We start from the raw sequence: 21,282 nt of genomic DNA on the forward strand, positions 1-21,282 counted from the left end.
CGCAAGCGCTCATCGATCAACCCCGCCCATCACCGGATCGATCGACGCCACCGCGGCGATCGCATCGGCGACCATGCCTCCCTCGCACATCGCCGCCACCGCTTGCAGATTCGTGAACGAGGGGTCGCGATAGTGCACCCGGTACGGCCGGGTGCCACCGTCGGACACCATGTGCACTCCGAGCTCGCCGCGCGGGGACTCGACCGCGACATAGACCTGCCCGGCCGGTACCCGGATGCCCTCGGTGACGAGCTTGAAGTGATGGATCAGCCCCTCCATCGAGTGGCCCATGATCTTGGCGATGTGTTCGGGGGAATTGCCCAGACCGTCGGGGCCGACCTTGAGATCGGCGGGCCAGGCCAGCTTCTTGTCGTTGATCATCACGGGACCGTCGCCCATCTTCTCGAGCCGGTCCACACACTGCTCGACGATCTTGAGCGACTCCCGCATCTCCTTGACCCGGATGATGTACCGGCCGTACGAATCGCAGCGGTCATCGGTGATGACGTCGAATTCGTAGTTCTCGTAACCGCAGTACGGCTGCGCGCGACGCAGATCGTGGGGCAGCCCGGTGGAGCGCAACACCGGGCCCGTGATCCCCAGCGCCATGCATCCGGTCAGGTCGAGATACCCGACACCGACCGTGCGGGCCTTCCAGATGTAGTTCTCGTTGAGCAGATCCTCTAGGTCCTGCAAGCGGTTCGGTAACAGGTCGAGCAACGCCCGGACCTCACCGAGCGCGCCGTCGGGCAGATCGGCGGCCAGCCCGCCCGGCCGGATGTAGGCATGGTTCATCCGCAGCCCGGTGATCGACTCGAACACCCGCAGAATCTCTTCGCGTTCCCGGAACCCGTAGAACATCGCGCTCATCGCGCCCAGCTCCATCCCACCGGTGGCCAGTGCCACCAGATGCGATGTGATCCGGTTGAGTTCCATCAGCATCACCCGGATCACGCTGGCGCGCTCGGGAATATCGTCGGTGACGCCGAGCAGCTTCTCCACGCCCAGGCAGTACGCGGTCTCGTTGAAGAACGGCGAGAGGTAGTCCATCCGGGTGACGAAGGTGACGCCCTGCGTCCAGTTGCGGTATTCCAGGTTCTTCTCGATCCCGGTATGCAGATAGCCGATGCCACAACGGGCTTCGGTGATGATCTCGCCCTCGATCTCCAGGATCAGCCGCAGCACACCGTGCGTCGACGGATGCTGGGGACCCATGTTCACCACGATGCGTTCGCCGGCATGCTCACGGGCCGCGGCCACCACGTCGTCCCAGTCCTGTCCGCCGACCACCACGACGGGGGATTCGGTGCTCATCAGTTGTAGGACCTCCGCTGATCGGGCGGCGGGATCTGCGCGCCGTGGTATTCGACCGGGATTCCGCCCAGCGGATAGTCCTTGCGCTGAGGGTGGCCGACCCAGTCGTCGGGCATCTCGATCCGGGTCAGCGCCGGGTGACCGTCGAACACGATGCCGAAGAAGTCGTAGGTCTCGCGTTCGTGCCAGTCGGTGGTCGGATAGATGGTGAACAGCGACGGCACGTGCGGATCGGCATCGGGCGCTGCGACTTCCAACCGAATCCGGCGGTTGTGGGTGATCGACATCAGCGGGTACACCGCGTGCAGTTCACGGTCGGTGTCGTCGGGATAGTGCACCCCGCTCACGCCCAAGCACAGCTCGAACCGCAATTGCGGATCGTCGCGCAGCACACTGGCCACCGCGGGCAGCTGGACCCGGCTGACCTCCAGGGTGAGCTCATCACGATGCACCACCACGCGTTCGATCGACACCGCATAGCGTTCCTCACCGAGGATCTCGGCGAGCCGGTCCACGATCTCGTCGAAATACTGGCCGTAGGGGCGAGGGGAACTGCCGGGCAGTGCGACCGAGCGGACCAGGCGGCCGTAACCCGACGTGTCGCCGGTGCCCGAGGCGCCGAACATGCCGCGACGCGTCCCGATCACCTCGGCGCCCTCGCTGTTTCCGTTGGCTGTACTCACCGCAGCAGCCCCTTGAGCTCGATGGTCGGTGTGACGGCCAACGCTGCCTGCTCGGCCTCTCGGATCGCCTCCTCGCGGTTGACGCCGAGCGGCATCTGCTGAATCTTGTCGTGCAACTTGAGGATTGCGTGCAGGAGCATTTCCGGCCGCGGTGGGCAGCCGGGCAGGTAGATATCCACCGGCACCACATGATCGACGCCCTGTACCACTGCGTAGTTGTTGAACATGCCGCCGGAGGAAGCACAAACCCCCATGGCCAGCACCCATTTGGGCTCGGCCATCTGGTCGTAGATCTGGCGCAGTACGGGTGCCATCTTCTGGCTGACCCGGCCCGCCACGATCATCAGGTCGGCCTGCCGCGGTGTCGCCGAGAACCGCTCCATCCCGAACCGGGCAATGTCGAAACGCGGCCCGGCTGTGGACATCATCTCGATTGCGCAGCAGGCCAGACCGAAGGTGGCCGGCCACAACGACCCCTTACGCACGTAACCCGCGACGGCCTCCACCGTCGACAGCAGGATCCCGCCGGGCAGACGTTCCTCTAATCCCAATTCAAGCCCCCTCGCCGCCAGACATAGGCGTAAGCCACGAACACCGTGAGCATGAACAGCAACATCTCCACCAGCGCGAACAGCCCGAGGTTGTCGAAGGCCACGGCCCACGGGTAGAGGAAGACGATCTCGATGTCGAACACGATGAACAACATCGCCGTGAGGTAGTACCGGATCGGCATACGCTGGCCGGTCACCCCTGCAGCCCCGGGTTGCATCGGTTCGATACCGCATTCGTAGGCCTCAAGTTTGGACCTGTTGTAGCGCCGCGGGCCGATCACGAGCGCGATTCCCACGGAAACCACGGCGAACGCGGCCGCGATCGCTCCGAGAACCAGGATGGGCGTATATAAATTCATGCCACTTATCGCTCCCTCGGGTGGGCTGTCGATGTGAGCTAACCCACAGCCTAGCGAGGTTTGCGGCCTGTGCCACACATTTTGGTTAGTATCGTTTCATATCGGGGCAGCGTGTCGCTGCGGCCGTAGCCATGCCGCGAAAGTCAACGGCAACAGGGTAATTCGCGGAAAAGTTATCGGACCGGAGCGCGCAGCAACGACACCACCGCGTCACCCAACCGGATCGGATCGATCGGGTGCGGGACCGCCGCTTCGGCCTGTGACCAGCTAGCCAGCCATGCGTCGTCGGGTCGCCCGGTCAGCACCAGGATCGGAGGGCAGTTCGCGACTTCGTCCTTGAGCTGTTTGGCCACTCCCATGCCCCCGGCCGGGGTGGCCTCCCCGTCGAGAATGGCCAGGTCGATACCGCCGGCGTCCATCTGTGCGACCACTATCGGTGCGGTGGCGATCTCGACGTATTCGAGTTCGGGCAGTTCCGGGTGCACGCGTTTGCCCAGTGCGAGTCGTACCTGTTCGCGGGTGCGCGGGTTGTCGCTGTACACCAGGAGGCGCAGCGGCGCGGGGCCGGCCATGCTGCCGATGCTACTGCGCGCGGTGCCGTAGGCCGGTCAACTCAGCGAATTCTGTTGCAGGGCATCAGACTCGGGTGAACACGAGTTCACCGGACAGGATCGTCGTCGGACCGACCATCCCGAGCATGTCGCCCGACACGCCGAAGTCGTCTCGTTGGACCTCGCACTGACCTGACAACTGCAGCGCGCCGTCGTCGAGTGCCTCCACATCGACGGGCAATTCGACGGGCTTCGACACTCCGCGGACGGTCAGGACCGCCGTCAGCCGCACCCGGTCGTCGGATGGCTCCAAACCTGTCACCTGCACCGTGATGTTCGGATGGCCCTCGACATCGAAGAAATCGGCAGACCGCAGATGGTTGTCCCGCTTCCCGATGCCGGTGCGAACAGATGCCGCTTCGATCACCACCTGGCCGCTCACTCCGGCGCCGGCGGACCCTTCACCGCGAAATTCGGTGAACTGCCCGGTGACGGTGGTCAGGCCCCACATCGTCTTGTTCCTGAACGTCACCTTGGATCGGTCTGGAACCAGGATCCAGTTCCCGGCGCTGACGGTCAGGATGTCGCTGGTCGTGGCCATGAAACCTCCAATTTTCGCTCGGATCGGGTGAGCAGCTCGGTTCAGGCGAACAACGGCGCGATGTCCTTCGGATCGAAGTATTCGTCGATGCGGTGGATAAGACCGTCGGTACCCACTCTGATCACGATGCACACCCGCAGTGCGATCAACGTGCCGTCCCGGGCACCGGCGTGCAGGACATGTTGCTGGACGAATCCGCCGTCGAAGAACTGCCGGTCCAGCACCTCGTAGCGGCGCTCGCCGGTGGCGTTGATGAACCAGTCGATGACTTTCAAGGCGCGGGTCCGGTCGTTGTCCCTTGGATCGCCGGTGTGCCATACCGCGACGTCATCGGCCCACAGTTGAGCCACGCCGGCCTTGTCGCCGCGTTCCATCGCGTCGAACAGTCGGTGCGCGATGTCGTCGACGGCTTCGGCTTCGGCAGGGGACATCATCGGCTCCTCGGGTAGGGCTTGACCTCAATGGCTATTCAGGTTTCAGACTCGAATCATGAACTCCACGCCTGCACATTCACTGTTCGACGAAGCCTACGAGTCCCGTACCGCGCCGTGGGTCATCGGCGAGCCGCAACCGGCCGTCATCGAGTTGGAACGCACCGGCCGCCTCGGCGGCAAGGTGCTCGATGTCGGCTGCGGCGCTGGTGAACACACCATGCTGCTGACCCGCCTCGGCTACGACGTGCTCGGTATCGACTTCTCCGAAAACGCGGTCGCCCAGGCCCGAGCGAACGCCGCGCAACGGGGTATCGACGCGCAGTTCGCCGTCGCCGACGCGACCCGGCTCGGTGAGGCGGAGGGCCCGCGGTACGACACCATCGTCGACAGCGCGCTGTTCCACGTCTTCGACGATGCCGACCGGCCCCGCTATGTGGCCGCTCTGCACCGGGTGTGCCGGCCGGGTGCGACGGTGCACGTATTGGCGCTGTCCGACGCGGGCCGCGGTTTCGGACCCCAGGTCAGCGAGGAGATCATCCGCCAGGCCTTCTCCGAAGGCTGGGAACTGGAATCTCTGGAGACCACGACATACCGCGGTGTGGTGGGTGCCGCGCATGCCGAGGCGATCGGCGAGCCGGCCGGGGCCCGGGTCGACGAGCCGGCGTGGCTGGCCCGGGTCCGCAGGCTCTGAGGGGTTCACGGCTCGTCGTAGTCCGGATGTGCGGCGGCGAGCCGTTGGCGCACCAGGACACGCAGACAGGCGGTGACGTCGTCGGCTCGGTCGTCGAGCTGCCCGGCGCGGATCGCCGCCGCGAGTGAGGCCTCGTCGGTGAAGCCGACGCCGCTCAGCGCGGCTTCGGCGACCGGGACGGCCTCGGCGGCCAGCAGTTCGCGTTCGACCATGCGCAGCGCATTGGCCGCAACCCGGGCCTGAAACTTGACCGGAGCGGCAACCGACTCACTGTCGCGCACCTCGGTGTCGAGGAACTCCGCGACCGCAGCCACCAGCTCGGCCGCGGTCGGCCGTCCGTACAGGTTGATCACCAGCTGCTCCCGTCCAGCAGACCCAACAGATCCCACTCCGTCTCGCAGACCCGACGGCCAATGGTCGCCAGCTCCACCGACCGGGTCTGCCCGCTCAGATGGCGCTCGGCCTGATAGCGGCAGATCACGCCCCAACGCAGGGTGGCGAGCACGAGCCACCAGCGGATCGCCGATCGGTCCAGCGGCTGCCCGCCGGCTTGCTCGTAGGCGCTCAGAAAGCTCTCGATGCTGCCCAGCCCACCGGCTCCGAGGTCGCCCGGCGCGCCGAACCGCCAGGCCCGGATGCAGAACCAGGCCAGGTCCTCGTACACCTCGCCGAGGTGCACCAACTCCCAGTCCAGTACCGCGGCCAGACCCGAGTCGTCCACGATCAGGTTGCCCATCCGGAAGTCGCCGTGCACCAGCCGCAGCGGTGAGGCGGACGGCCGGTTGGTTTCCAGCCAGCGAAAGGCCCATTCGAAAGTGGCGGTGGTATCGCACATCTCGTCGAGCTGCCCGCGCCACTGGGAAATCTGGTCGAGCTCCACGAGGCCGGCCAGCGCCGGCGGTTCGGCCCGGTGGATGGCGGCCAGCGCCTGCGCGCACTGCGTGAGCAGCCGGGACCGGCCGGCGTCGTCGAGCATGCGCTGAATACGCCGCACGATGGTCTCGCCACCGATGAAGTCGCAGATCAGGAACGGATCGCCCAGGGCGGCAACGGAATTGTCGGCGACGATCACGTGGGGGACCGGCGCCCCGGCCCGGGCCGCAGCCTGTTGGGCGCCGGCCTCAAGCTCCATGCCGGCGTGCACCTCGTCAGGTGCGCCGGTCCGCAGGATCAGGGCACGCCGGGCCGAGTCCGTGACCGCATCGAACGACCACGTGGTGCGGCTGGCGCCGCCGGTCAGCTCGCGCAGATTCTCGACGGCGACCTCGGCGCCGAGCACCGGGGTGAGGACGTCGACCAGTCGGGGAGTGAGCAAGGCGGGGCTGGTCACCGCTTTGCCTTGCCGAACCCGAACAACCGCTGCGCCACCCGACGCATCTGGATCTCCTCGGCACCCTCGGTGATCCGGTACCGCCGGTGGTGGCGGTAGATGTGCTCGAACGGTTCGTGACGGCTGTATCCGATGCCGCCGTGTACCTGCATGGCACGGTCGGCGGCCTCACACACCAGCCGATTGGCGCGGTAGTTGGCCATCGAGACCTTGTCGGACACCTCCATATGGTGGTTCTGGTCCAGTTGCGTTGCGGCATAACGGACGAGCAGCCTGACCATCTGCGCCTCGGTCTGCAATTCCACCAGTGGCCACTGCACGGCCTGGTTCACTGCCAGCGGCTTGCCGAACACCATCCGCCGGTTGGCGTAGTCCACGGCACGGTCGATACAGAACTGGGCGGCGCCCAGGCTGCTGGCCGCCTGACGAATGCGGTTCTCGTGCAGGAAGGTCTGCCCGACCTCCAGACCGCGGCCGATCTCGCCGAGCACCGCGTCGGCCGGCACGCGTACATCCTTCAGTTCGACCTCACCGTGATCGGTGGGCATGTTGAACGTCCACCAGTAGAACGGGACGGTGAATCCCGGCGCGTCGGTGGGCACGAGGAATGCGGTGATTCCCTGAGCTGATCCGGCACTGCCCGACGTCCGGGCGAAGATCAGATCATGGGTGGCCCGGTGCACTCCGGTGTTCCACCGCTTGCGCCCGTTGATGATCCAGCCGTCCCCATCGGCTACTGCCGTCGTCTCCAGCCAGGTGGCATCCGAACCGTGGTCGGGTTCGGTCAATCCGAACGCCATGGAACGCTTGCCGGTGAGCATCGCCTCGACCCAGTCCGCCTTCTGGGCCTCGGTGCCGAAGCGGTCCATCATGATCACCTGAGGGAAGTTCCCCACGATCGAGGACTCGTCTTGCAGGTCGTTGTGCAGCCCCAGCCCCTTGTGCGCCAGGTGTTCCCGGATCACTGCCATGTCCAGGTTGCTGCCATCGCGCCCACCGAACCGGGCGGGCAGGCCGTACCGCAGCCACCCTGCGGCGTCGGCCCGTCGCCGCATCTCGTCGAGCAGGTCCTCCCAGGCCCGGGCGGGCACTCCGCCGTTCTCCCAGTCGGTGCGGGCATATTCGCGGCGCTGGTCGAAGTACTGCATGTGCTCACGCTCAAGCGGCTTGATCTCGGCCTCGATGAACTCGTCCATCTCGGTGAGCACGGTTGAAAGATGTTCGGGCAAAGCGAAATCCACGGTGATCTCTCTTTCTCGGGTCAGAAGCCGTACAGGGTTCTCTTCCAGATGGTGGACAGGGTCGTGATGGCCTCGGCGTCGCTGATCTCGATGCCGAGACCGGAATGACCGACGAATACCGTGGTGAAGTTCTCGAACAGCAAGGCGATGGCTGCCGCCACGTGTTCCGGTTGTAGGCCCTGGGCGTGGCCCTGGTCCTGCGCGTGGCGCACCGAGGCGATGACGATGTCGACACCGAACCGCCGGAACTTGTTCTGCACATCGGCAAATCGCTGCTGCGTCGCAGCCAACTGGGCAACCGCGATCATGATGCCGATGTTCTGTTTGAAGATGTTCCAGTAGCCGGTGACGACCGTGGTGAAGAACTCGGTGTCCTCCGGAGAGTCCGGCAGGTGCAGGTTCAGCCCCGACGGCTCGACGACGTCGTGCAGGAAGGATTCGGCCAGCGCCGCCAGCAGATCCTCCTTGTCGGTGAAATACCGGTAGAACACTGCTGGACTCTTGCCCGCGGCGGAGGTGATATCCGAGAGCGTGGTGCCGTGAAAACCGCGTTCGGCAAAAAGTTTCCGCGCGGCGAGCTCGATCGCCGATCTGGTCTGGCGGCCTTTGGTGCCCAGCTCGGCAGCGGTCATCGACGCCTCAGTTCAAGATCCGGTCGCCTGCGCGCAGCAGGGCACTGGGAAGCTCGTGGCCCACGGCTTCCTGTGCGACACGTGCGGCGTCGATCGCGGCCGACAGGTCGACGTCGACGGCGATATCGCTGTCGCGCAACAGGTAGACCAGATCTTCGGTGGCGATGTTGCCGCTGGCTCCCGGGGCGAACGGGCAGCCGCCCAGCCCGCCGACCGATGCGTCCAAGCGGGTGACCCCGGATTGCACCGCCGCGTAGGCACTGGCCAGACCCGCGCCGCGGGTGTTGTGGAAGTGCGCACCCAGTGGCAGGCCCCCGGTCAGCGGCCGGACCTGAGCGATCAGAGAGCTCACCCGACGCGGGGTGGTCGTGCCGATGGTGTCGGCGATGGCGATCCGGTTGACGCCGAAACCGACTGCGGACGAAACGATGTCGAGCACCCGCCGCGGATCGGTCGGGCCGTCGAACGGGCAGTCCCACGCGGTGGCGACGATGACCTCCACCGAGGTGTTGCTGTCTGCCGCGATGGCCACGATCTCGGCGATCTGCGCCGTGGCCTCGGCCGAGGTGCGTCCGACGTTGGCCTGGGAGTGGGCGTCGGAGGCGGACACCACGTACTCGATCGAGCCCAGCCCCGCGGCAATGGCGCGTTTGGCGCCGTTGGGGCTGGCCACCAGGGCGGAGAACTCGACGTCGGGGAACTTGTGCAGTTCCTCGGCGAGTTCGGCCGCATCGGCCAATGCGGGCACTTTCGAGGGTGAGACAAATGCCGTCGCCTCCACCTCACGTACCCCGGTGGCCACGATGGCCTCAAGGATTGCAACCTTGGCGGACAACGGAATCGGCGCCTCGATCTGCAGGCCGTCGCGTAGACACACCTCGCGGATGTCGACCTTCTCGGGCAGGTTCATCTCACAGCACCCCCTCTGCACGCAGGGTTTCCAGGTCTTGTGCGCTGCGCCCGAGCAGGTCGCCGTACACCTCGTCGTTGTGCTGGCCTGGCCGGGCCGAGCCGGCGTTACGGATCGTGCCAGGTGACTCGGAGAGCACCGGGACGACGCCGGGGCCCTTGACGTTGCGCTGCACGCGCTCGTCCCAATGGTCGGCCAGCATGCCGCGGGCCTGCAGTTGCGGGTCCTGCATGACCTCGGCGACGGTGTTGATCGGCCCGCTGATCACCCCGGCTTGTGACAGGGTCTCGATGATGTCGTCTGGCTCGCGTTTGGCTGCCCAATCACCGATGATCTTGTCCAGCTCATCCTGATTGCGGCCCCGGGCAACATGATTGGAGAACCTGTCGTCGGTTGCCAGCTCGGGGCTACCCATCGCGGCGCACAACCGGCGGAACACGGTGTCCTGGTTGGCCGCGATCACCACCCAGCTGCCGTTGGCACTCTGGTAGATGTTCGACGGCGCGATGCCTTCCAGCCGGGTGCCCGACGGTCCGCGGACCACACCGCCGACGTCATAGTCGGGGATGGTGGATTCCTGCACTGCCAGGCAACTTTCGGTCAGCGCGGTGTCGACGACCTGACCCTCTCCGGTGACGGTCCGCCGGTACAGGGCAGCCAGCGCACCCTGTGCGGCGAACATGCCGGCCAGGCTGTCGCCCAGCGACAGGGCCAGCCGCGGTGGGGGACCACCGGGGAACCCGTTCATGTGGCGCAGTCCGCTCGAGGCCTCGGCCACCGAGGCGTAACCGGCCTTGCCGGCGTCGGGCCCGGTCTGCCCATACCCTGACACTCGCACCAGGATGATGCCCTTGTTGCGTTCTCGCAGAACGTCGTAGCCCAGATTCCACTTCTCCAGGGTGCCGGGCCGGAAGTTCTCCACGATGATGTCGGACCGCTCGACCAGGTCCAGAAAAAGCTCGCGGCCCTTGGCGGTGCGAAGGTCCAGGGTGACGGCCTTCTTGTTGCGGGCGTGCACGGTCCAGAAGAAGTGGTGCCCGTCGAGCTCGGCCTGTCCCCAGGTGCGCAGCGGATCCGGGGTGGCCGGCAGTTCGACCTTGATGACCTCGGCGCCCATGTCGCCCAGCAGCCTGCCGGCGAACGGACCGGAGATCAGAGTGCCGAGTTCGATCACCCTGATGCCGTCGAGAGGTCCGGTCGTCATAGTGACTGCTCCGGTGCCCGGTCGCTTGGCTCCTGCCCGCCGAATCCGTGCCGGTGCAGCCAATCCGTGCTGATTGCGACGGCCTGGCGCAGGGTGCCGCGCTGATCCGGACCCGAGTAGTAATGGTTGGCGCCGGGGATCTCGTGCATCTCCTTGTCGGAATGCCCGATCGCCTCGAACAGCCGACGGGTGTGGCTCGGCGTGCACGCGTCGTCGGCCAGGTTGCCGATCACCAGCGCGGGGACCGCGATGTCCGGCCCGGCCTTGACGGCGTCACCGTTGGCATCGTCATAGCTCCACTGCGACAGCCAGCTGCGCAGAGTGCAGAAACGCGCCAGTCCGACCGGACTCATGTTGACCACCTGCGGATCACCCAGATAACACGTGCCGGGCCGACGATCGTTGGGATCGACGGTCGGGTCCAGCCAGCGCGGGTCGGCCATGGTGCCGTGCACGACGAATGCGAATTCGTCATCGGGACGTCCGGCGGCCTTGAGCTCGGCGAGTTTTTCTTTGACCCACTTGGTGATCCGCCGGTTGCGGGCGATCTGGGCCTGGTGGTAACGCTCCAGGAACTCCGCTGTGTAAGGCGGCTGATTGGGGTTTTCCGGGTTGTAGAGATCCAGTTCCGGGTCGCGCTTGGAGGGATCGTTCTCATCGAGGATGGACGCGTCCATCCATTCGGTCATGGTGCCGTGCCGGCTGATATGGGCCGCGAGCAGCATGATTCCATCGGCCGGGATCAAGCCCAGTTTGGTCAGATCGGGCCCGTCGCCAGAGGGGCTTGCCGTCACCGTCGGGTTCTGCGCCTGCTGTTGGTAGAACACCGAAAGGGATCCGCCGCCGCTCCAGCCGGCCAGCACCACCTTGTCGTATCCGAGTCGATTCTTCGCGTCCTTGATGCACTCGCCGAGATCCTCGACCACCTTCTCCATCAGCAGGGCCGAGTCGGTGCCACGGAACCGGCTGTTGCAGTAGATGACGTGGTGGCCGGCGCGGGCCAGCGCGTTGATCATCGGCAGGTAGGCGCCGCCGCCGATCGGGTGCATGAACACCAACACGGTGTCGGACGGCTTCTCGGGGCGCAGCAGGTAGCTCTCGAGTACGACCAGCTCGGCGACGCCGCCGTACACGTCGCGCACCGACGAGTTGTTCTGGTAGGCAACCAGGTACGGGATGCGGTCGTACTCGTGCTTCACAGGTGCTTCGGTGGTTGCAGTCATGTCTAGTGTTGCCCCAGGTCGTTGGCGAGGATTTCAGCGGACGGGATGAGACGACGGCGGGTGTCGATGGCGATCACCGACCAGTCGACCCGGTCGTAGTCGTCGAACTTGCGGCGCGCGCGTTCGCGCGCCTTCTCGGGCGCCCCATGGTGAACGCCTTGCGGTGCATGGGAAACCAGGCCGGGCGGCATCGGGATGCCGTAGAGGGTTCCGCCGTGGAAGAACGCGATCTCGTCGTAGTCGACGTTGCGGTGGTACCAGGGAGTGCGTTCGGTGCCCGGCACGCTCTCGGCGGGTTTGGGTAGGAAGTTCATCACGTACACACCGGTGGCCTGCATGAAGAGGTGCACCGTCGGTGGCAGGTGCACGCTCTCGGAGGTGATGACGGTGTAGTCCTCGATGTTGAAGGTGAACGGGAAGTTGTCGCCCCGCCAGCCTTCCACGTCAAGGGGATTGTGTTGGTAGAACAGCGAAGTCGGACCGCCGTCATGAATGAGGCGCACCTCGTACTCGTCCCGCCCGTCATCGTCGATGGGTTGCGGTTCGGGGATGGTGACCTGCGCCGGGTCGAAGGGGAAGTGGCGGCCCAGGGTGCCCGCCGGCGGGACCCGGAAATCGTCGGTAGCCTGGACCATGAGGAAAGTACTCGCTCCGTCCTCTCCACTGTCGGGCACCTGACGGAACGTGCAGGCCTTCGGGATGTACACCCAGTCGCCTTCGCGGTAGCGCAGTGGGCCGAATTCGGTTTCCAGCAGGCCCGCGCCCTTGTGCACGAACAACAGCAGGTCGCCGTCGACGTAGCGGACGAAGAACGGCATCTCCTCGCTACGGCGGCTCAGCAGCACCTGGCAGTCCGCGTTGGAGAACATCAGCAGCGGACCGCCGTGCGCGTCGGTGGCGTCGCTGGGCTTGAGCTCACTGGACAAGACATCGGTGGGGCGCAGGGGGCCGACGGTGCGGTAGGCGGTGGGGTCGTTGCGCCGGTACATGTTGGCGGTGCGGCCGACGAAGCCGCCGCGGCCGAGTTCGTCGTCCTTGAGGCCGTCGAGGTCGGCATGCACCCGCTTCGGGGTCTTGCCTTTACGCAGGTGGACGAATGATTCCATGCTCGACTCCTGAAGGTGCGGGGCGAAAACTGAAAGTGACTTTACTTTTCATTACAGCGGCTGACAAGGGGTGACAAGGCAACGATCTGTCGCGTTTTGGGTCCGACTCCCCGGGGTAGCCCTTGATGGGCGCCCACGCCCGCTGCTGCACGTCGGTGTCAACGAAAGGACTCGCATGCGAAAGGAATTGGAAGGCCGCAGGGTGGGAATCCTTGCCGCCGACGGTGTGGAGCGCATCGAACTCGAACAACCCCGCGACGCGGTCGAGAACGAGGGCGGTCACGTCGAACTGTTGTCGCTCAAAGCCGGCGAAATCCAGGCCCGTGATCATGACCTCGAACCCGCAGGCACGTTCCCGGTGGACCGCACGGTCGCCGAGGCGAAGGTCGACCAGTTCGACGCGCTGATCCTGCCCGGCGGCACCGTGAATCCGGACAAGTTGAGGCTCGACAAGAACGCTGTGGCGTTCGTCCGCGATTTCGTGCAGTCGGGCAAGCCCGTCGCAGCCATCTGCCATGGTCCGTGGACCCTTGTGGAGGCGGATGTGGTGCGCGGCCGCACACTGACCAGCTACCCGAGTATCCGCACGGATCTCAGCAACGCCGGCGCCACCGTGGTGGATCGGCAGGTCTGCGTCGACGGCAACCTGATCACCAGCCGCGCCCCCGGTGACCTGCCCGCGTTCTGTGAGGCGATCACCGAGGTCTTGGCGAGTAGCCCCGCCCAGACCTGAGCGCGGGTCAGGCCCCGGCGATGTGCGCTGCGGCACGTGCCCGGGCGACGGCCTCGCCACGCATCTGTTCGCGTTCGGCGGGCGTCCACCTGGTGGTGGGTTCCACCACCAGGGTGTCGACGCGGTAGCCCAGCATCCCGAACACATATTCCAGATACGGCTTCTGGAAATCCTGCAGTTCGGGGTGGCGCCCGTCATAGGCGCTGCTGCGGGTCAGGATGAGCTGCAACGGTTTTCCCTCGCCGAGGGTGCCCACGTGTTCGCCGCGCTCGTTGAGGGTGAAGCTGGCCACCGGCTGCACGATGACGTCGATCCACGCCTTGAGGGCATGCGGCACATGCCAGTTCCACATGGGGGAGGACACCACCAGCCGGTCGAAGCGGCGTACCCGCTCGATCTCATCGAGCACCTGCTGCCACACCGCGTGCTGATCGTCGGTGATCGGCTCGCCGAACAGTTGCGCGAACTTCGCGATCGCGGCGTCCCGGCCGAAGCGCAGCGCGTCCTCGTCCCACACGGAGAACCGTTCCACCTCGCCGACCGCGTCGGCGGCATCCAGATAGGCCAGCGCCAACTGGGAGGACAACGCGTCGTCCCCCTTCGGGCTGGCCTCGATCCACAGGGTCTTCATCAATCTCTTCCGTCAGATCAGCTCGCTCAGATCATGGATGTACGGGGGATCTTCATCCCCAGCGCCAGCGCACCGGCCAACTCGCGGCTGGTGTCGTAGTCGAACACCACGTGGCCGGACAGCACGTCGACGTCGCGTTTGAACCGCTGCAACGGGCTCGAAAGAAAATGGATGCTGGCTCCGCCCGCGCCCATCAGATCGCCGATCACCGCCTTGGATTCGGAGACGATGTGTGCAGCCGCCAGACGGGCCTGCGCGCGAACCGGCTTGTCCACGGCGTCGCCGGTCGCCACGATGGCCTCTATCTCGCCGACCGTGTCGGCGAGCAGGGCGCGCAGAGCGCGCACCCGGACCTGCGCCCCGGCCAAGTGGGCCTGCGCGATCGGCTTGTCCTTCTGCATGACGCCCTCGTAGGGCAGCACACGTTCGCCGAGGCGTTGCGCATAGATCTCGGTGACCCGCTCGGCGCTGCCCAATGCAGGCATCGCCGCCAGAAGTGCCAGTGCGGGCACCATCGGCCAGCGGTAGGCGCTGCTGTCGTGCAGACCGGCGCCGGGTGCGGTACCGGAATAGATGTCGAGCACCTTCACCAGTCGGTGCTCCGGGACGAACACGTCGGTGGCGATGGCGTCGTTGGAACCGGTGGCCCGCATGCCGTCGGTGTGCCACACGTCGGCCACGGCCACATCGCTGATCGGCAGCAGTGCGAGTGCCGGATACAGCGCGTCGTCGGGTCCGCACAGTGCCGCGACGATGATCCAGTTGCCGTGCATGACGCCGGTGGCCCAGGACCACCGGCCGGTGAGGCGGATGCCGCCGTCGGCCGGCAGTCCGCGCCCGGTCGGCGCGAGCGGGGCGGGCGCCAGGAACGGGCGGCTCGCGAAGGCCTCGTCCTGGGCCTGCTCGCCGAACAGCGCCAGCATCCAGTTGTGCAGGGCCAGGAAGCCGATGGTCCAGGCGCTCGACGTGCATCCGTGGGCCATCCGGCGTACCGGATCCAGGATGGCCGGGAAATCAGCCTGCTGACCGCCATAGCGGGCGGGCACCAGGAGTTCCGTGAAGCCGGAGTCGACGAGGTCGGTCACCGTCGCGTCGGGAAGCCGGCGCAACTCCTCGGCTTCACCGGCGCGATCGGCCAGTCGAGCGACGAATTCGGCGGTGATGACGCGGTCCGTGGTGGGGGGCGAGGTCATGGCCGAAAGTTACCATACTTTTTTGTATGGCCCCTTTGGGGGCTGTCCCTGAGGCCCCGGCCGGGCATTTCGAAAACTGGTTGGCGACGATCGGATAACCCTCCGGACACCAGTTGTGAACAGATGCGTATCGGTGTTCATCGACCGCCGTCCGCGCGGTCGCGAGTGTCGAACCGTTTTCCCAGGTAGATCGACTGCCGGCGCGTAATAGATAAAGTCAGAATCACTTTTTGAAATCCCCAGACGTGCAGTTCGGCGGCGCGCCGCGGGTTTTCCCCCGTCATGGGCCCGTGATTTACTCATGGCGCAACAACTGAATTCTTCGGTCCGCTCATCAGAGGCACCGGCTCAGACGAGCGGGCGTGACAGTGCAGTGACTCGGTCGCTGCGGTGTCGCTTGGCGATGCTTATCGCTGATCGCGCAAATGGCGTAGTTGACCGGAAACGGATGGATTCGCAGTATGACCTTCATTGACAAGATTCGTGGCCATTGGGCACGCCGCATGACGGTGGCGGCTGTGGCAGCGCTGTTGCTGCCTGGCTTGATCGGAGTGACGGGCGGGTCGGCGACCGCGGGAGCATTCTCCCGGCCGGGTCTGCCGGTGGAGTACCTGATGGTCCCGTCGCCGTCGATGGGCCGCGACATCAAGATTCAGTTCCAGAGTGGTGGGCCGGGTTCGCACGCGGTGTACCTGCTCGACGGCCTGCGTGCTCAGGACGACTTCAACGGCTGGGACATCAACACCAACGCGTTCGAGATGTTCCTCAACAGCGGCCTGTCGGTGGTCATGCCGGTCGGTGGTCAGTCCAGCTTCTACAGCGACTGGTACAACCAGGCCTGCGGTAAGGCCGGTTGCACCACGTACAAGTGGGAGACCTTCCTGACCAGCGAGCTGCCGCAGTGGCTGGCCGCGAACCGCGACGTCGCGGCGAACGGTAACGCCGCGATCGGCCTGTCCATGGCCGGCTCCGCCGCACTCATCCTGGCGACCTACCACCCGGACAAGTTCATCTACGCCGGTTCGATGTCGGGCTTCCTGAACCCCTCCGAGGGCTGGTGGCCGTTCCTGATCAACATCTCCATGGGTGATGCCGGCGGCTACAAGGCCAACGACATGTGGGGTCCGACCGAGGACCCGAACAGCGCCTGGAAGCGCAACGACCCGATGGTGCAGATCCCCACGCTGGTTGCCAACAACACCCGGCTCTGGATCTACTGCGGTAACGGCCAGCCCAACGAGCTGGGCGGCGGCGACCTGCCTGCCACCTTCCTCGAAGGTCTGACCATCAAGACCAACCGCACCTTCCAGGACAACTACATCGCTGCTGGTGGCACCAACGGTGTGTTCAACTTCCCGGATTCCGGTACCCACAACTGGGCCTACTGGGGCCAGCAGTTGCAGGCCATGGTTCCGGACCTGCAGCGGGTGCTCGGCTAAGCCGGACAACACGCGATAACGAGATCGCCCAGAACACCAAGTGTTCTGGGCGATTTCGTTATGTGCGGGTTCCGTGCCCGATCCAACAGCTGCCGCTACCGATGACCGCAACCGATGGCCGAGCAGACGCAAAAGTGCCCGGTTTCCATGGAAACCGGGCACTTTCGCTGGGGGCCCCTCCCGCTTGCGGGGGACTGCTCGCCGGGAGAAAACCGGCAGGGGGACGAACTACTTCAGTTCGGCCGAGGACAGGCCCAGCAGACGGCGGGCGACCACCAGCTGCTGAATCTGCTGAGTGCCTTCGAAGATGTCCAGGATCTTCGAGTCCCGGGCCCACTTTTCCAGCAGGGTCTGCTCGGAATAGCCGGTGGTACCCGCCATTTCGACAGCCTTGAGGGTGATGTCGCTGGCCACGCGGGCGGCCTTGGCCTTACCCATCGAGGCTTCCTTGGAGTTCGGGATGCTGTTGTCCGCCTGCCATGCCGAGCGCACTGTCAACAGGTAGCCGGCCTCCCAGTCGGCCTCCATGCGCAGGAACTCCGCGGCCGCGGCGCTCTGCGCGTGGGCGGGCTTGTCGTAGGAGATCTCGATACCGGCGTCGGTGAGGATCGCCCGCAGGTCCTCCAGCGCGGCGCGGGCAATACCGACGGCCATGGCCGCCACGATCGGCCGGGTGTTGTCGAAGGTCTCCATGACCCCGGCAAAACCCTTCTCCACGTGGACTTCCGGATCGCCCAGGAGGTTGTCCTTGGGGATGCGCGCGTTCTCGAAGCGGATCACCGCGGTGTCGGATGCCTTGATGCCCAGCTTGTGTTCAAGGCGCTCGACAGTGACCCCGGGATGTTCGCGCGGCACGATGAACGACTTGATCGCCGCCCGGCCCAACGATTTGTCCAGCGTCGCCCACACCACGATGTGACTGGCCCGCGAACCCGCGGTGACGAAGATCTTCTCGCCGTTGATCACATACTCGTCGCCGTCGAGCACCGCGGTGGTGGTGACTGCCGCCGAATCCGATCCGAAGGACGGCTCGGTGATGGCCATGGCGGCCCAGACGTCCTTGCCGAGGCGCTCGAGCTGCTCGGGGGTGGCCACCGAGGAGATGGCGGCGTTGCCGAGGCCCTGACGCGGCACCGAGAGCAGCAGGGCGACGTCGCCCCAGCTGATCTCCAGCGCGTTGAGCAGTGCGGACATGTTGGCACCGTTGACGGTGACCTTCTCGCCCTTGGTGTTGGCGTCGTCGCGGAACGCCTCGGCACCGGCGAACGAGATGGTCTTGGCTTCCGAGATGCCTTCGAACAGGGTGGCCAGGGTGTCCAGCTCGACGGGATAGGCGTGCTCGGCGAGGTCGTACTTGCGCGAGATTGGGCGAAGCATCTCCGCAGCGCCCTGGTGGCCCTTCTCGATGACCGCCTGGAGCTTGCGGGGCATTTCCAGATTGATTGCCATGATTAGTCTTTCAGCTCGGATCGATGGCTAGATAACTACGACACCCTCGGCGACGCCGATGGCCCGCAGATCGCGGTACCAGCGCTCGACCGGGTGTTCTTTGGTGTAACCGTGACCGCCGAGCAGCTGGACGCCGTCCAGGCCGATCTGCATGCCCTTGTCGGTGCCGAGCTTGCGGGCCAGTGCCGCCTCGCGGGCGAACGGCAGTCCCTGCTCGGCACGGGCGGCGCCACGCCAGGTGATCAGCCGCAGACCGTCGAGTTCGATGGCGATGTTGGCGGTCATGAAGGCCACCGACTGGCGGTGCGCGATCGGCTCACCGAAGGCCGTGCGTTCCTTGATGTAGGGGATGACGTAGTCGAGCACCGCATGCGAGGTGCCGACCGCGAGGGCGGCCCAGCCCAGCCGGGACAGGGCAATCGCCTCTGAGTAGTCCTGGTCGGTGGCCTCGTCCTCACCAAGGCGGTTGCTCAGCGGCACCGCCACATTGTCGAGCTCGACCTGTCCGAGCGCGGCCGCGCGGATGCCCATGCTCGGATCGGCCTTGACCGTGAGCCCCGGCGACGAGGCCTCGACGATGAACAACGCCGGCTTACCGTCCAATTGCGCTGCCACGATGAACAATTCGGCGTTGGCAGCGGCCGGAACCAGCGACTTGACGCCGGACAGGCGATAGCCGCTGGGGGTACGAACCGCAGTGGTCTTGAGTGCGGTGGGATCGAACAGGGGGTGCGGTTCGGCGATCGCCACACACGCCTGCGGCACGTTCTCGCCGGCGAATTCCTTGAGGTAGGTGGCCTGCTGGTCGGCGCTACCCCAGTGGGTCAGGGCCGAGGCGACGCCGCCCGGCGCCAGGATCGGCAGTGCCAGGCCCATGTCGCCGTAGGCCAGGGCCTCGGCGACGAGCGCGTTGGTGACGGTGCTGCGGTGCTCGGCGATGCCGTCGAAGTCCTCGGGCACGTTGACGGCGGTGATGCCCAGCTCAGCGGCCTTGGCAATGAGGTCCGCGGGGTAGGCCGCGGCCTCGTCGGCGTCGTGCGCGGCGGGTCGCAGGATCTCCCCGGCGAACTCCCGGACCGTCTCGACGATCATCTGCTGGTCTTCGTCGGGGGTCAGGTCGAAGTAGTCTGCCCCGCTGGCCTTCAGCCTGGTGGGTGCCTTGCCGAGCCCCTGGATCCGCTGGAATTGGCGGGTGGCCGCGCCCGCGGTCGAAAACACCTGCTTGACACCGTATTTCAGGCCGCGGTTCAGCGGATCGCGCAGGCCGTAACGGTCCAGGAATTCCTGGCCGACGATGGGCGTGATCAGCGCCAACCCGATGTCGGTCGCTGTCCGCTTGTGCTTGTGCAGTCCGACCGCGCTTTGCCGGCCGGAGCTGGAGGGACGGGATGGGGTGCCGTTCTTGGACGGCAGGGTGTTGGTCATGTCAGCTGCCTCTGCTGGTCGTAGCGACGCATCTGACCGTATCTTACTCCGGAGTAAGGTACGGCATCTGTTACCAACTTCACAGCGCTACAGATCAGGGTTCGGCGGCCGAGAGCTGGTCGTACTGCTCGCGGTTTGTGCGCACCTCGTCCATGTGCGCCTCGGCCCACGACTTGACCCCGATCATCAATCGCTGCAAGGAAAAGCCCAGGTCGGTGAGCTCGTAGGTGACTGTGACCGGCACGCTTGCGGTCACGGTCCGGATGAGCAGGCCGTCGCGTTCGAGGGATCGCAGCGTCTGGGTGAGCATCTTCTGGCTGACCCCGGCCAGGCGCCGGGAGAGTTCGGAGTAGCGCATCGGACGTGGTTCGCCGGATTCGCCGGCTTCCGGTAGTGGGCCGTCGCCCCCGAGCGCCGCCAGGATCAGCGCTACCCACTTGTCGCTGATGCGGTCGAGCAGCTGGCGGCTGGGGCAGTTCGCCAGGAACGCGTCGTATTCCATCTTTGCTCGGGCCCGTTTCTGGGCCGCGGTTGTCGTCGGCACGTCGGCTCCCATCGGTCCCGGTGAGTTACGCACCTGGAAGTGCGTACTTCCCATTGGAGAGTTACCCATCCATCGTGGAGTAGTCAACACCTCACCACAAGACCCAGGAGTGAATGAACATGTCCGTTCCCACATTTCGCATCGCAGTCGTCCGTACCCCGGCCGGCCCGGACTCGATCGAAATCGTCGATGTGCCGCTGACCGAACCGGGTCCCGACCAGGTCCGGGTGAAGGTCGCCGCCGCGGCGGTCAACCCCGTCGACCTCGGCGTGGCAGCCGGGGTGTTCCACGACCTAGGCCTGGTCGATCAACCGAACTGGACCGGACTCGGCTGGGATTTCGCAGGCACCGTCGAGGCTGTCGGGGCAGGTGTAGATCTGGCTGTGGGAACGCGGGTGGCCGGTGTCGTGGCCGGATTCGACCGGGACTACGGCACCTACGCCGAGCAACTGGTGGTGTCGGCGGCCGATGTTGCTGTCGTGCCGGACGAATTGGACTTGATCGCGGCATCTACGGTGCCGCTCAACGGATTAGCCGCGGCGCAGATCCTCGATCTGCTCGGCGATGCACCGGCCCGCGGGGCTCGGCTGTTGGTCACCGGCGCCGCGGGTGCGGTCGGGGGATACCTCGTCGTGCTCGCCCAGGAGCGCGGTTGGAAAGTGACCGGGCTGGCCCGCGAGCGCGACGAGCAGTTCGTCCGCGGCCTGGGAGCCGGCTTCGCCGCCGACGCGGAGCCGGGCTGGGATGCGGTCGCCGACGCTGGTGCACTGCAGCAGGCGGCTCTCGCGCTGGTCCGCGACGGCGGGCAGTTCGTCGGGGTACAGCCGAGCGCAGAACTGCCGGTCGAACGCGGCATCACCGTGTCAGCCGTGGTGGCTCACCCCGACGGCACCCGGCTCGCCGAACTCCTCGGCGATGCGGCGTCCGGGCGGTTGCGGACCCGCGTGTATGCGGTGCTGCCATTGGATCAGGCCGCCGACGCGCACCGCGCCATCGCCAAGGGCGGAGTGCGTGGGAAGTACGTGCTCCAGCCGTGAG

Annotated in this window: 24 protein-coding genes; 4 read left to right on the forward strand and 20 right to left on the reverse strand. The window is 66.0% G+C overall.

What is annotated here, in order from left to right:
• Positions 1-9 precede the first annotated feature (9 nt).
• From nuoD to AC4ELH_RS05850, 7 genes are all read right to left on the reverse strand, one after another.
• Positions 10-1,314, reverse strand: a complete 1,305-nt coding sequence (nuoD, locus tag AC4ELH_RS05820) for an NADH dehydrogenase (quinone) subunit D (RefSeq protein ID WP_064878924.1) — start codon at positions 1,312-1,314, stop codon at positions 10-12.
• Positions 1,314-1,997 (reverse strand): NADH-quinone oxidoreductase subunit C, encoded by a 684-nt coding sequence (locus AC4ELH_RS05825; RefSeq protein WP_064959444.1) that lies wholly within the window; start codon positions 1,995-1,997, stop codon positions 1,314-1,316. The genes nuoD and AC4ELH_RS05825 overlap by 1 nt, the downstream gene beginning before the upstream one ends.
• A complete protein-coding gene (locus AC4ELH_RS05830) occupies positions 1,994-2,548 on the reverse strand; it encodes a NuoB/complex I 20 kDa subunit family protein (protein WP_036388633.1) in 555 nt (184 codons plus the stop codon). The genes AC4ELH_RS05825 and AC4ELH_RS05830 overlap by 4 nt, the downstream gene beginning before the upstream one ends.
• The gene (locus AC4ELH_RS05835) at positions 2,539-2,907 is read right to left on the reverse strand and encodes an NADH-quinone oxidoreductase subunit A (RefSeq protein ID WP_055112226.1); all 369 of its coding nucleotides are present in this window, start codon (positions 2,905-2,907) and stop codon (positions 2,539-2,541) included. The genes AC4ELH_RS05830 and AC4ELH_RS05835 overlap by 10 nt, the downstream gene beginning before the upstream one ends.
• A gap of 173 nt (positions 2,908-3,080) precedes the next feature.
• On the reverse strand, positions 3,081-3,479 hold the full coding sequence (locus AC4ELH_RS05840; protein ID WP_448442752.1) for an Rv3143 family two-component system response regulator: 399 nt from the start codon (positions 3,477-3,479) through the stop codon (positions 3,081-3,083).
• Positions 3,480-3,543: 64 nt separating this feature from the next.
• Positions 3,544-4,059, reverse strand: coding sequence for a YceI family protein (locus AC4ELH_RS05845; protein WP_064959443.1), 516 nt, complete (start codon positions 4,057-4,059; stop codon positions 3,544-3,546).
• Between the two features lie 41 nt (positions 4,060-4,100).
• On the reverse strand, positions 4,101-4,493 hold the full coding sequence (locus tag AC4ELH_RS05850; protein ID WP_498883460.1) for a nuclear transport factor 2 family protein: 393 nt from the start codon (positions 4,491-4,493) through the stop codon (positions 4,101-4,103).
• A gap of 55 nt (positions 4,494-4,548) precedes the next feature.
• Here AC4ELH_RS05850 and AC4ELH_RS05855 point away from each other — a divergent pair, with 55 nt between their 5' ends.
• Positions 4,549-5,184: a class I SAM-dependent methyltransferase gene (locus AC4ELH_RS05855; RefSeq protein ID WP_498883461.1), complete on the forward strand. Its 636-nt coding sequence runs from the start codon at positions 4,549-4,551 to the stop codon at positions 5,182-5,184.
• 5 nt (positions 5,185-5,189) lie between these two features.
• On the opposite strand, the gene AC4ELH_RS05860 is transcribed toward AC4ELH_RS05855, so the two are convergent.
• The 8 genes from AC4ELH_RS05860 to AC4ELH_RS05895 are packed head-to-tail and all read right to left on the reverse strand — an operon-like array spanning position 5,190 to position 12,830.
• Entirely contained in the window at positions 5,190-5,537 is a 348-nt protein-coding gene (locus AC4ELH_RS05860; RefSeq protein WP_498883462.1) for a DUF6285 domain-containing protein, read from the reverse strand.
• On the reverse strand, positions 5,534-6,514 hold the full coding sequence (locus tag AC4ELH_RS05865; protein ID WP_448442757.1) for a phosphotransferase family protein: 981 nt from the start codon (positions 6,512-6,514) through the stop codon (positions 5,534-5,536). Before AC4ELH_RS05865 ends, AC4ELH_RS05860 begins: the two co-directional genes overlap by 4 nt.
• A complete protein-coding gene (locus AC4ELH_RS05870) occupies positions 6,511-7,755 on the reverse strand; it encodes an acyl-CoA dehydrogenase family protein (RefSeq protein WP_064878943.1) in 1,245 nt (414 codons plus the stop codon). Before AC4ELH_RS05870 ends, AC4ELH_RS05865 begins: the two co-directional genes overlap by 4 nt.
• Positions 7,756-7,775: 20 nt before the next feature.
• Positions 7,776-8,387 carry a TetR/AcrR family transcriptional regulator gene (locus AC4ELH_RS05875; protein ID WP_498883463.1) on the reverse strand — a complete coding sequence of 204 codons (612 nt, stop codon included), beginning with the start codon at positions 8,385-8,387 and terminating at the stop codon, positions 7,776-7,778.
• Between the two features lie 7 nt (positions 8,388-8,394).
• Positions 8,395-9,297 carry a hydroxymethylglutaryl-CoA lyase gene (locus tag AC4ELH_RS05880; RefSeq protein WP_498883464.1) on the reverse strand — a complete coding sequence of 301 codons (903 nt, stop codon included), beginning with the start codon at positions 9,295-9,297 and terminating at the stop codon, positions 8,395-8,397.
• A gap of 1 nt (position 9,298) precedes the next feature.
• Positions 9,299-10,501, reverse strand: a complete 1,203-nt coding sequence (locus AC4ELH_RS05885) for a CaiB/BaiF CoA transferase family protein (RefSeq protein ID WP_498883465.1) — start codon at positions 10,499-10,501, stop codon at positions 9,299-9,301.
• On the reverse strand, positions 10,498-11,724 hold the full coding sequence (locus tag AC4ELH_RS05890) for an alpha/beta hydrolase family protein (protein ID WP_498883466.1): 1,227 nt from the start codon (positions 11,722-11,724) through the stop codon (positions 10,498-10,500). The genes AC4ELH_RS05885 and AC4ELH_RS05890 overlap by 4 nt, the downstream gene beginning before the upstream one ends.
• Positions 11,725-11,726: 2 nt before the next feature.
• Entirely contained in the window at positions 11,727-12,830 is a 1,104-nt protein-coding gene (locus AC4ELH_RS05895; RefSeq protein WP_064878952.1) for a homogentisate 1,2-dioxygenase, read from the reverse strand.
• 175 nt (positions 12,831-13,005) lie between these two features.
• On the opposite strand from AC4ELH_RS05895, the gene AC4ELH_RS05900 reads away from it, so the two are divergent.
• Positions 13,006-13,563, forward strand: coding sequence for a type 1 glutamine amidotransferase domain-containing protein (locus tag AC4ELH_RS05900; protein WP_064959435.1), 558 nt, complete (start codon positions 13,006-13,008; stop codon positions 13,561-13,563).
• 7 nt (positions 13,564-13,570) lie between these two features.
• Here the strand turns inward: AC4ELH_RS05900 and AC4ELH_RS05905 are convergent, their stop codons facing one another.
• Positions 13,571-14,194 carry an NAD(P)H-dependent oxidoreductase gene (locus AC4ELH_RS05905; protein ID WP_064959434.1) on the reverse strand — a complete coding sequence of 208 codons (624 nt, stop codon included), beginning with the start codon at positions 14,192-14,194 and terminating at the stop codon, positions 13,571-13,573.
• A gap of 26 nt (positions 14,195-14,220) precedes the next feature.
• Complete coding sequence (locus AC4ELH_RS05910) at positions 14,221-15,387, reverse strand: acyl-CoA dehydrogenase family protein (RefSeq protein ID WP_448442769.1); 1,167 nt, start codon at positions 15,385-15,387, stop codon at positions 14,221-14,223.
• Positions 15,388-15,848: 461 nt separating this feature from the next.
• Here AC4ELH_RS05910 and AC4ELH_RS05915 point away from each other — a divergent pair, with 461 nt between their 5' ends.
• A complete protein-coding gene (locus tag AC4ELH_RS05915) occupies positions 15,849-16,826 on the forward strand; it encodes an esterase family protein (RefSeq protein ID WP_064878964.1) in 978 nt (325 codons plus the stop codon).
• Between the two features lie 228 nt (positions 16,827-17,054).
• Here AC4ELH_RS05915 and AC4ELH_RS05920 read toward each other — a convergent pair whose 3' ends face one another.
• The 3 genes from AC4ELH_RS05920 to AC4ELH_RS05930 all read right to left on the reverse strand — a co-directional run bounded on the left by AC4ELH_RS05920 (position 17,055) and on the right by AC4ELH_RS05930 (position 20,244).
• Positions 17,055-18,275: an acyl-CoA dehydrogenase family protein gene (locus tag AC4ELH_RS05920; RefSeq protein WP_055112260.1), complete on the reverse strand. Its 1,221-nt coding sequence runs from the start codon at positions 18,273-18,275 to the stop codon at positions 17,055-17,057.
• 27 nt (positions 18,276-18,302) lie between these two features.
• Positions 18,303-19,700, reverse strand: a complete 1,398-nt coding sequence (locus AC4ELH_RS05925; protein ID WP_463790073.1) for an acyl-CoA dehydrogenase family protein — start codon at positions 19,698-19,700, stop codon at positions 18,303-18,305.
• Between the two features lie 94 nt (positions 19,701-19,794).
• Positions 19,795-20,244, reverse strand: a complete 450-nt coding sequence (locus tag AC4ELH_RS05930) for a winged helix-turn-helix transcriptional regulator (RefSeq protein ID WP_448442989.1) — start codon at positions 20,242-20,244, stop codon at positions 19,795-19,797.
• A 119-nt stretch (positions 20,245-20,363) separates the two neighbouring features.
• Here AC4ELH_RS05930 and AC4ELH_RS05935 point away from each other — a divergent pair, with 119 nt between their 5' ends.
• Complete coding sequence (locus tag AC4ELH_RS05935; protein WP_448442774.1) at positions 20,364-21,281, forward strand: NADP-dependent oxidoreductase; 918 nt, start codon at positions 20,364-20,366, stop codon at positions 21,279-21,281.
• Position 21,282: the final 1 nt, after the last annotated feature.

It is taken from the genome of Mycobacterium shunyiense (assembly GCF_058270075.1).

Bases quoted from the DNA above. Each gene is read 5' to 3' on its own strand.
- AC4ELH_RS05875 (WP_498883463.1), bottom strand. From the start codon at position 8,387: ATGACCGCTGCCGAGCTGGGCACCAAAGGCCGCCAGACCAGATCGGCG.
- AC4ELH_RS05855 (WP_498883461.1), top strand. From the start codon at position 4,549: ATGAACTCCACGCCTGCACATTCACTGTTCGACGAAGCCTACGAGTCC.
- AC4ELH_RS05895 (WP_064878952.1), bottom strand. From the start codon at position 12,830: ATGGAATCATTCGTCCACCTGCGTAAAGGCAAGACCCCGAAGCGGGTG.
- AC4ELH_RS05915 (WP_064878964.1), top strand. From the start codon at position 15,849: ATGACCTTCATTGACAAGATTCGTGGCCATTGGGCACGCCGCATGACG.
- AC4ELH_RS05925 (WP_463790073.1), bottom strand. From the start codon at position 19,700: ATGACCAACACCCTGCCGTCCAAGAACGGCACCCCATCCCGTCCCTCC.
- AC4ELH_RS05920 (WP_055112260.1), bottom strand. From the start codon at position 18,275: ATGGCAATCAATCTGGAAATGCCCCGCAAGCTCCAGGCGGTCATCGAG.
- AC4ELH_RS05885 (WP_498883465.1), bottom strand. From the start codon at position 10,501: ATGACGACCGGACCTCTCGACGGCATCAGGGTGATCGAACTCGGCACT.
- AC4ELH_RS05835 (WP_055112226.1), bottom strand. From the start codon at position 2,907: ATGAATTTATATACGCCCATCCTGGTTCTCGGAGCGATCGCGGCCGCG.
- AC4ELH_RS05900 (WP_064959435.1), top strand. From the start codon at position 13,006: ATGCGAAAGGAATTGGAAGGCCGCAGGGTGGGAATCCTTGCCGCCGAC.
- AC4ELH_RS05910 (WP_448442769.1), bottom strand. From the start codon at position 15,387: ATGACCTCGCCCCCCACCACGGACCGCGTCATCACCGCCGAATTCGTC.
- AC4ELH_RS05880 (WP_498883464.1), bottom strand. From the start codon at position 9,297: ATGAACCTGCCCGAGAAGGTCGACATCCGCGAGGTGTGTCTACGCGAC.
- AC4ELH_RS05935 (WP_448442774.1), top strand. From the start codon at position 20,364: ATGTCCGTTCCCACATTTCGCATCGCAGTCGTCCGTACCCCGGCCGGC.
- AC4ELH_RS05845 (WP_064959443.1), bottom strand. From the start codon at position 4,059: ATGGCCACGACCAGCGACATCCTGACCGTCAGCGCCGGGAACTGGATC.
- AC4ELH_RS05840 (WP_448442752.1), bottom strand. From the start codon at position 3,479: ATGGCCGGCCCCGCGCCGCTGCGCCTCCTGGTGTACAGCGACAACCCG.
- nuoD (WP_064878924.1), bottom strand. From the start codon at position 1,314: ATGAGCACCGAATCCCCCGTCGTGGTGGTCGGCGGACAGGACTGGGAC.
- AC4ELH_RS05890 (WP_498883466.1), bottom strand. From the start codon at position 11,724: ATGACTGCAACCACCGAAGCACCTGTGAAGCACGAGTACGACCGCATC.
- AC4ELH_RS05850 (WP_498883460.1), bottom strand. From the start codon at position 4,493: ATGATGTCCCCTGCCGAAGCCGAAGCCGTCGACGACATCGCGCACCGA.
- AC4ELH_RS05905 (WP_064959434.1), bottom strand. From the start codon at position 14,194: ATGAAGACCCTGTGGATCGAGGCCAGCCCGAAGGGGGACGACGCGTTG.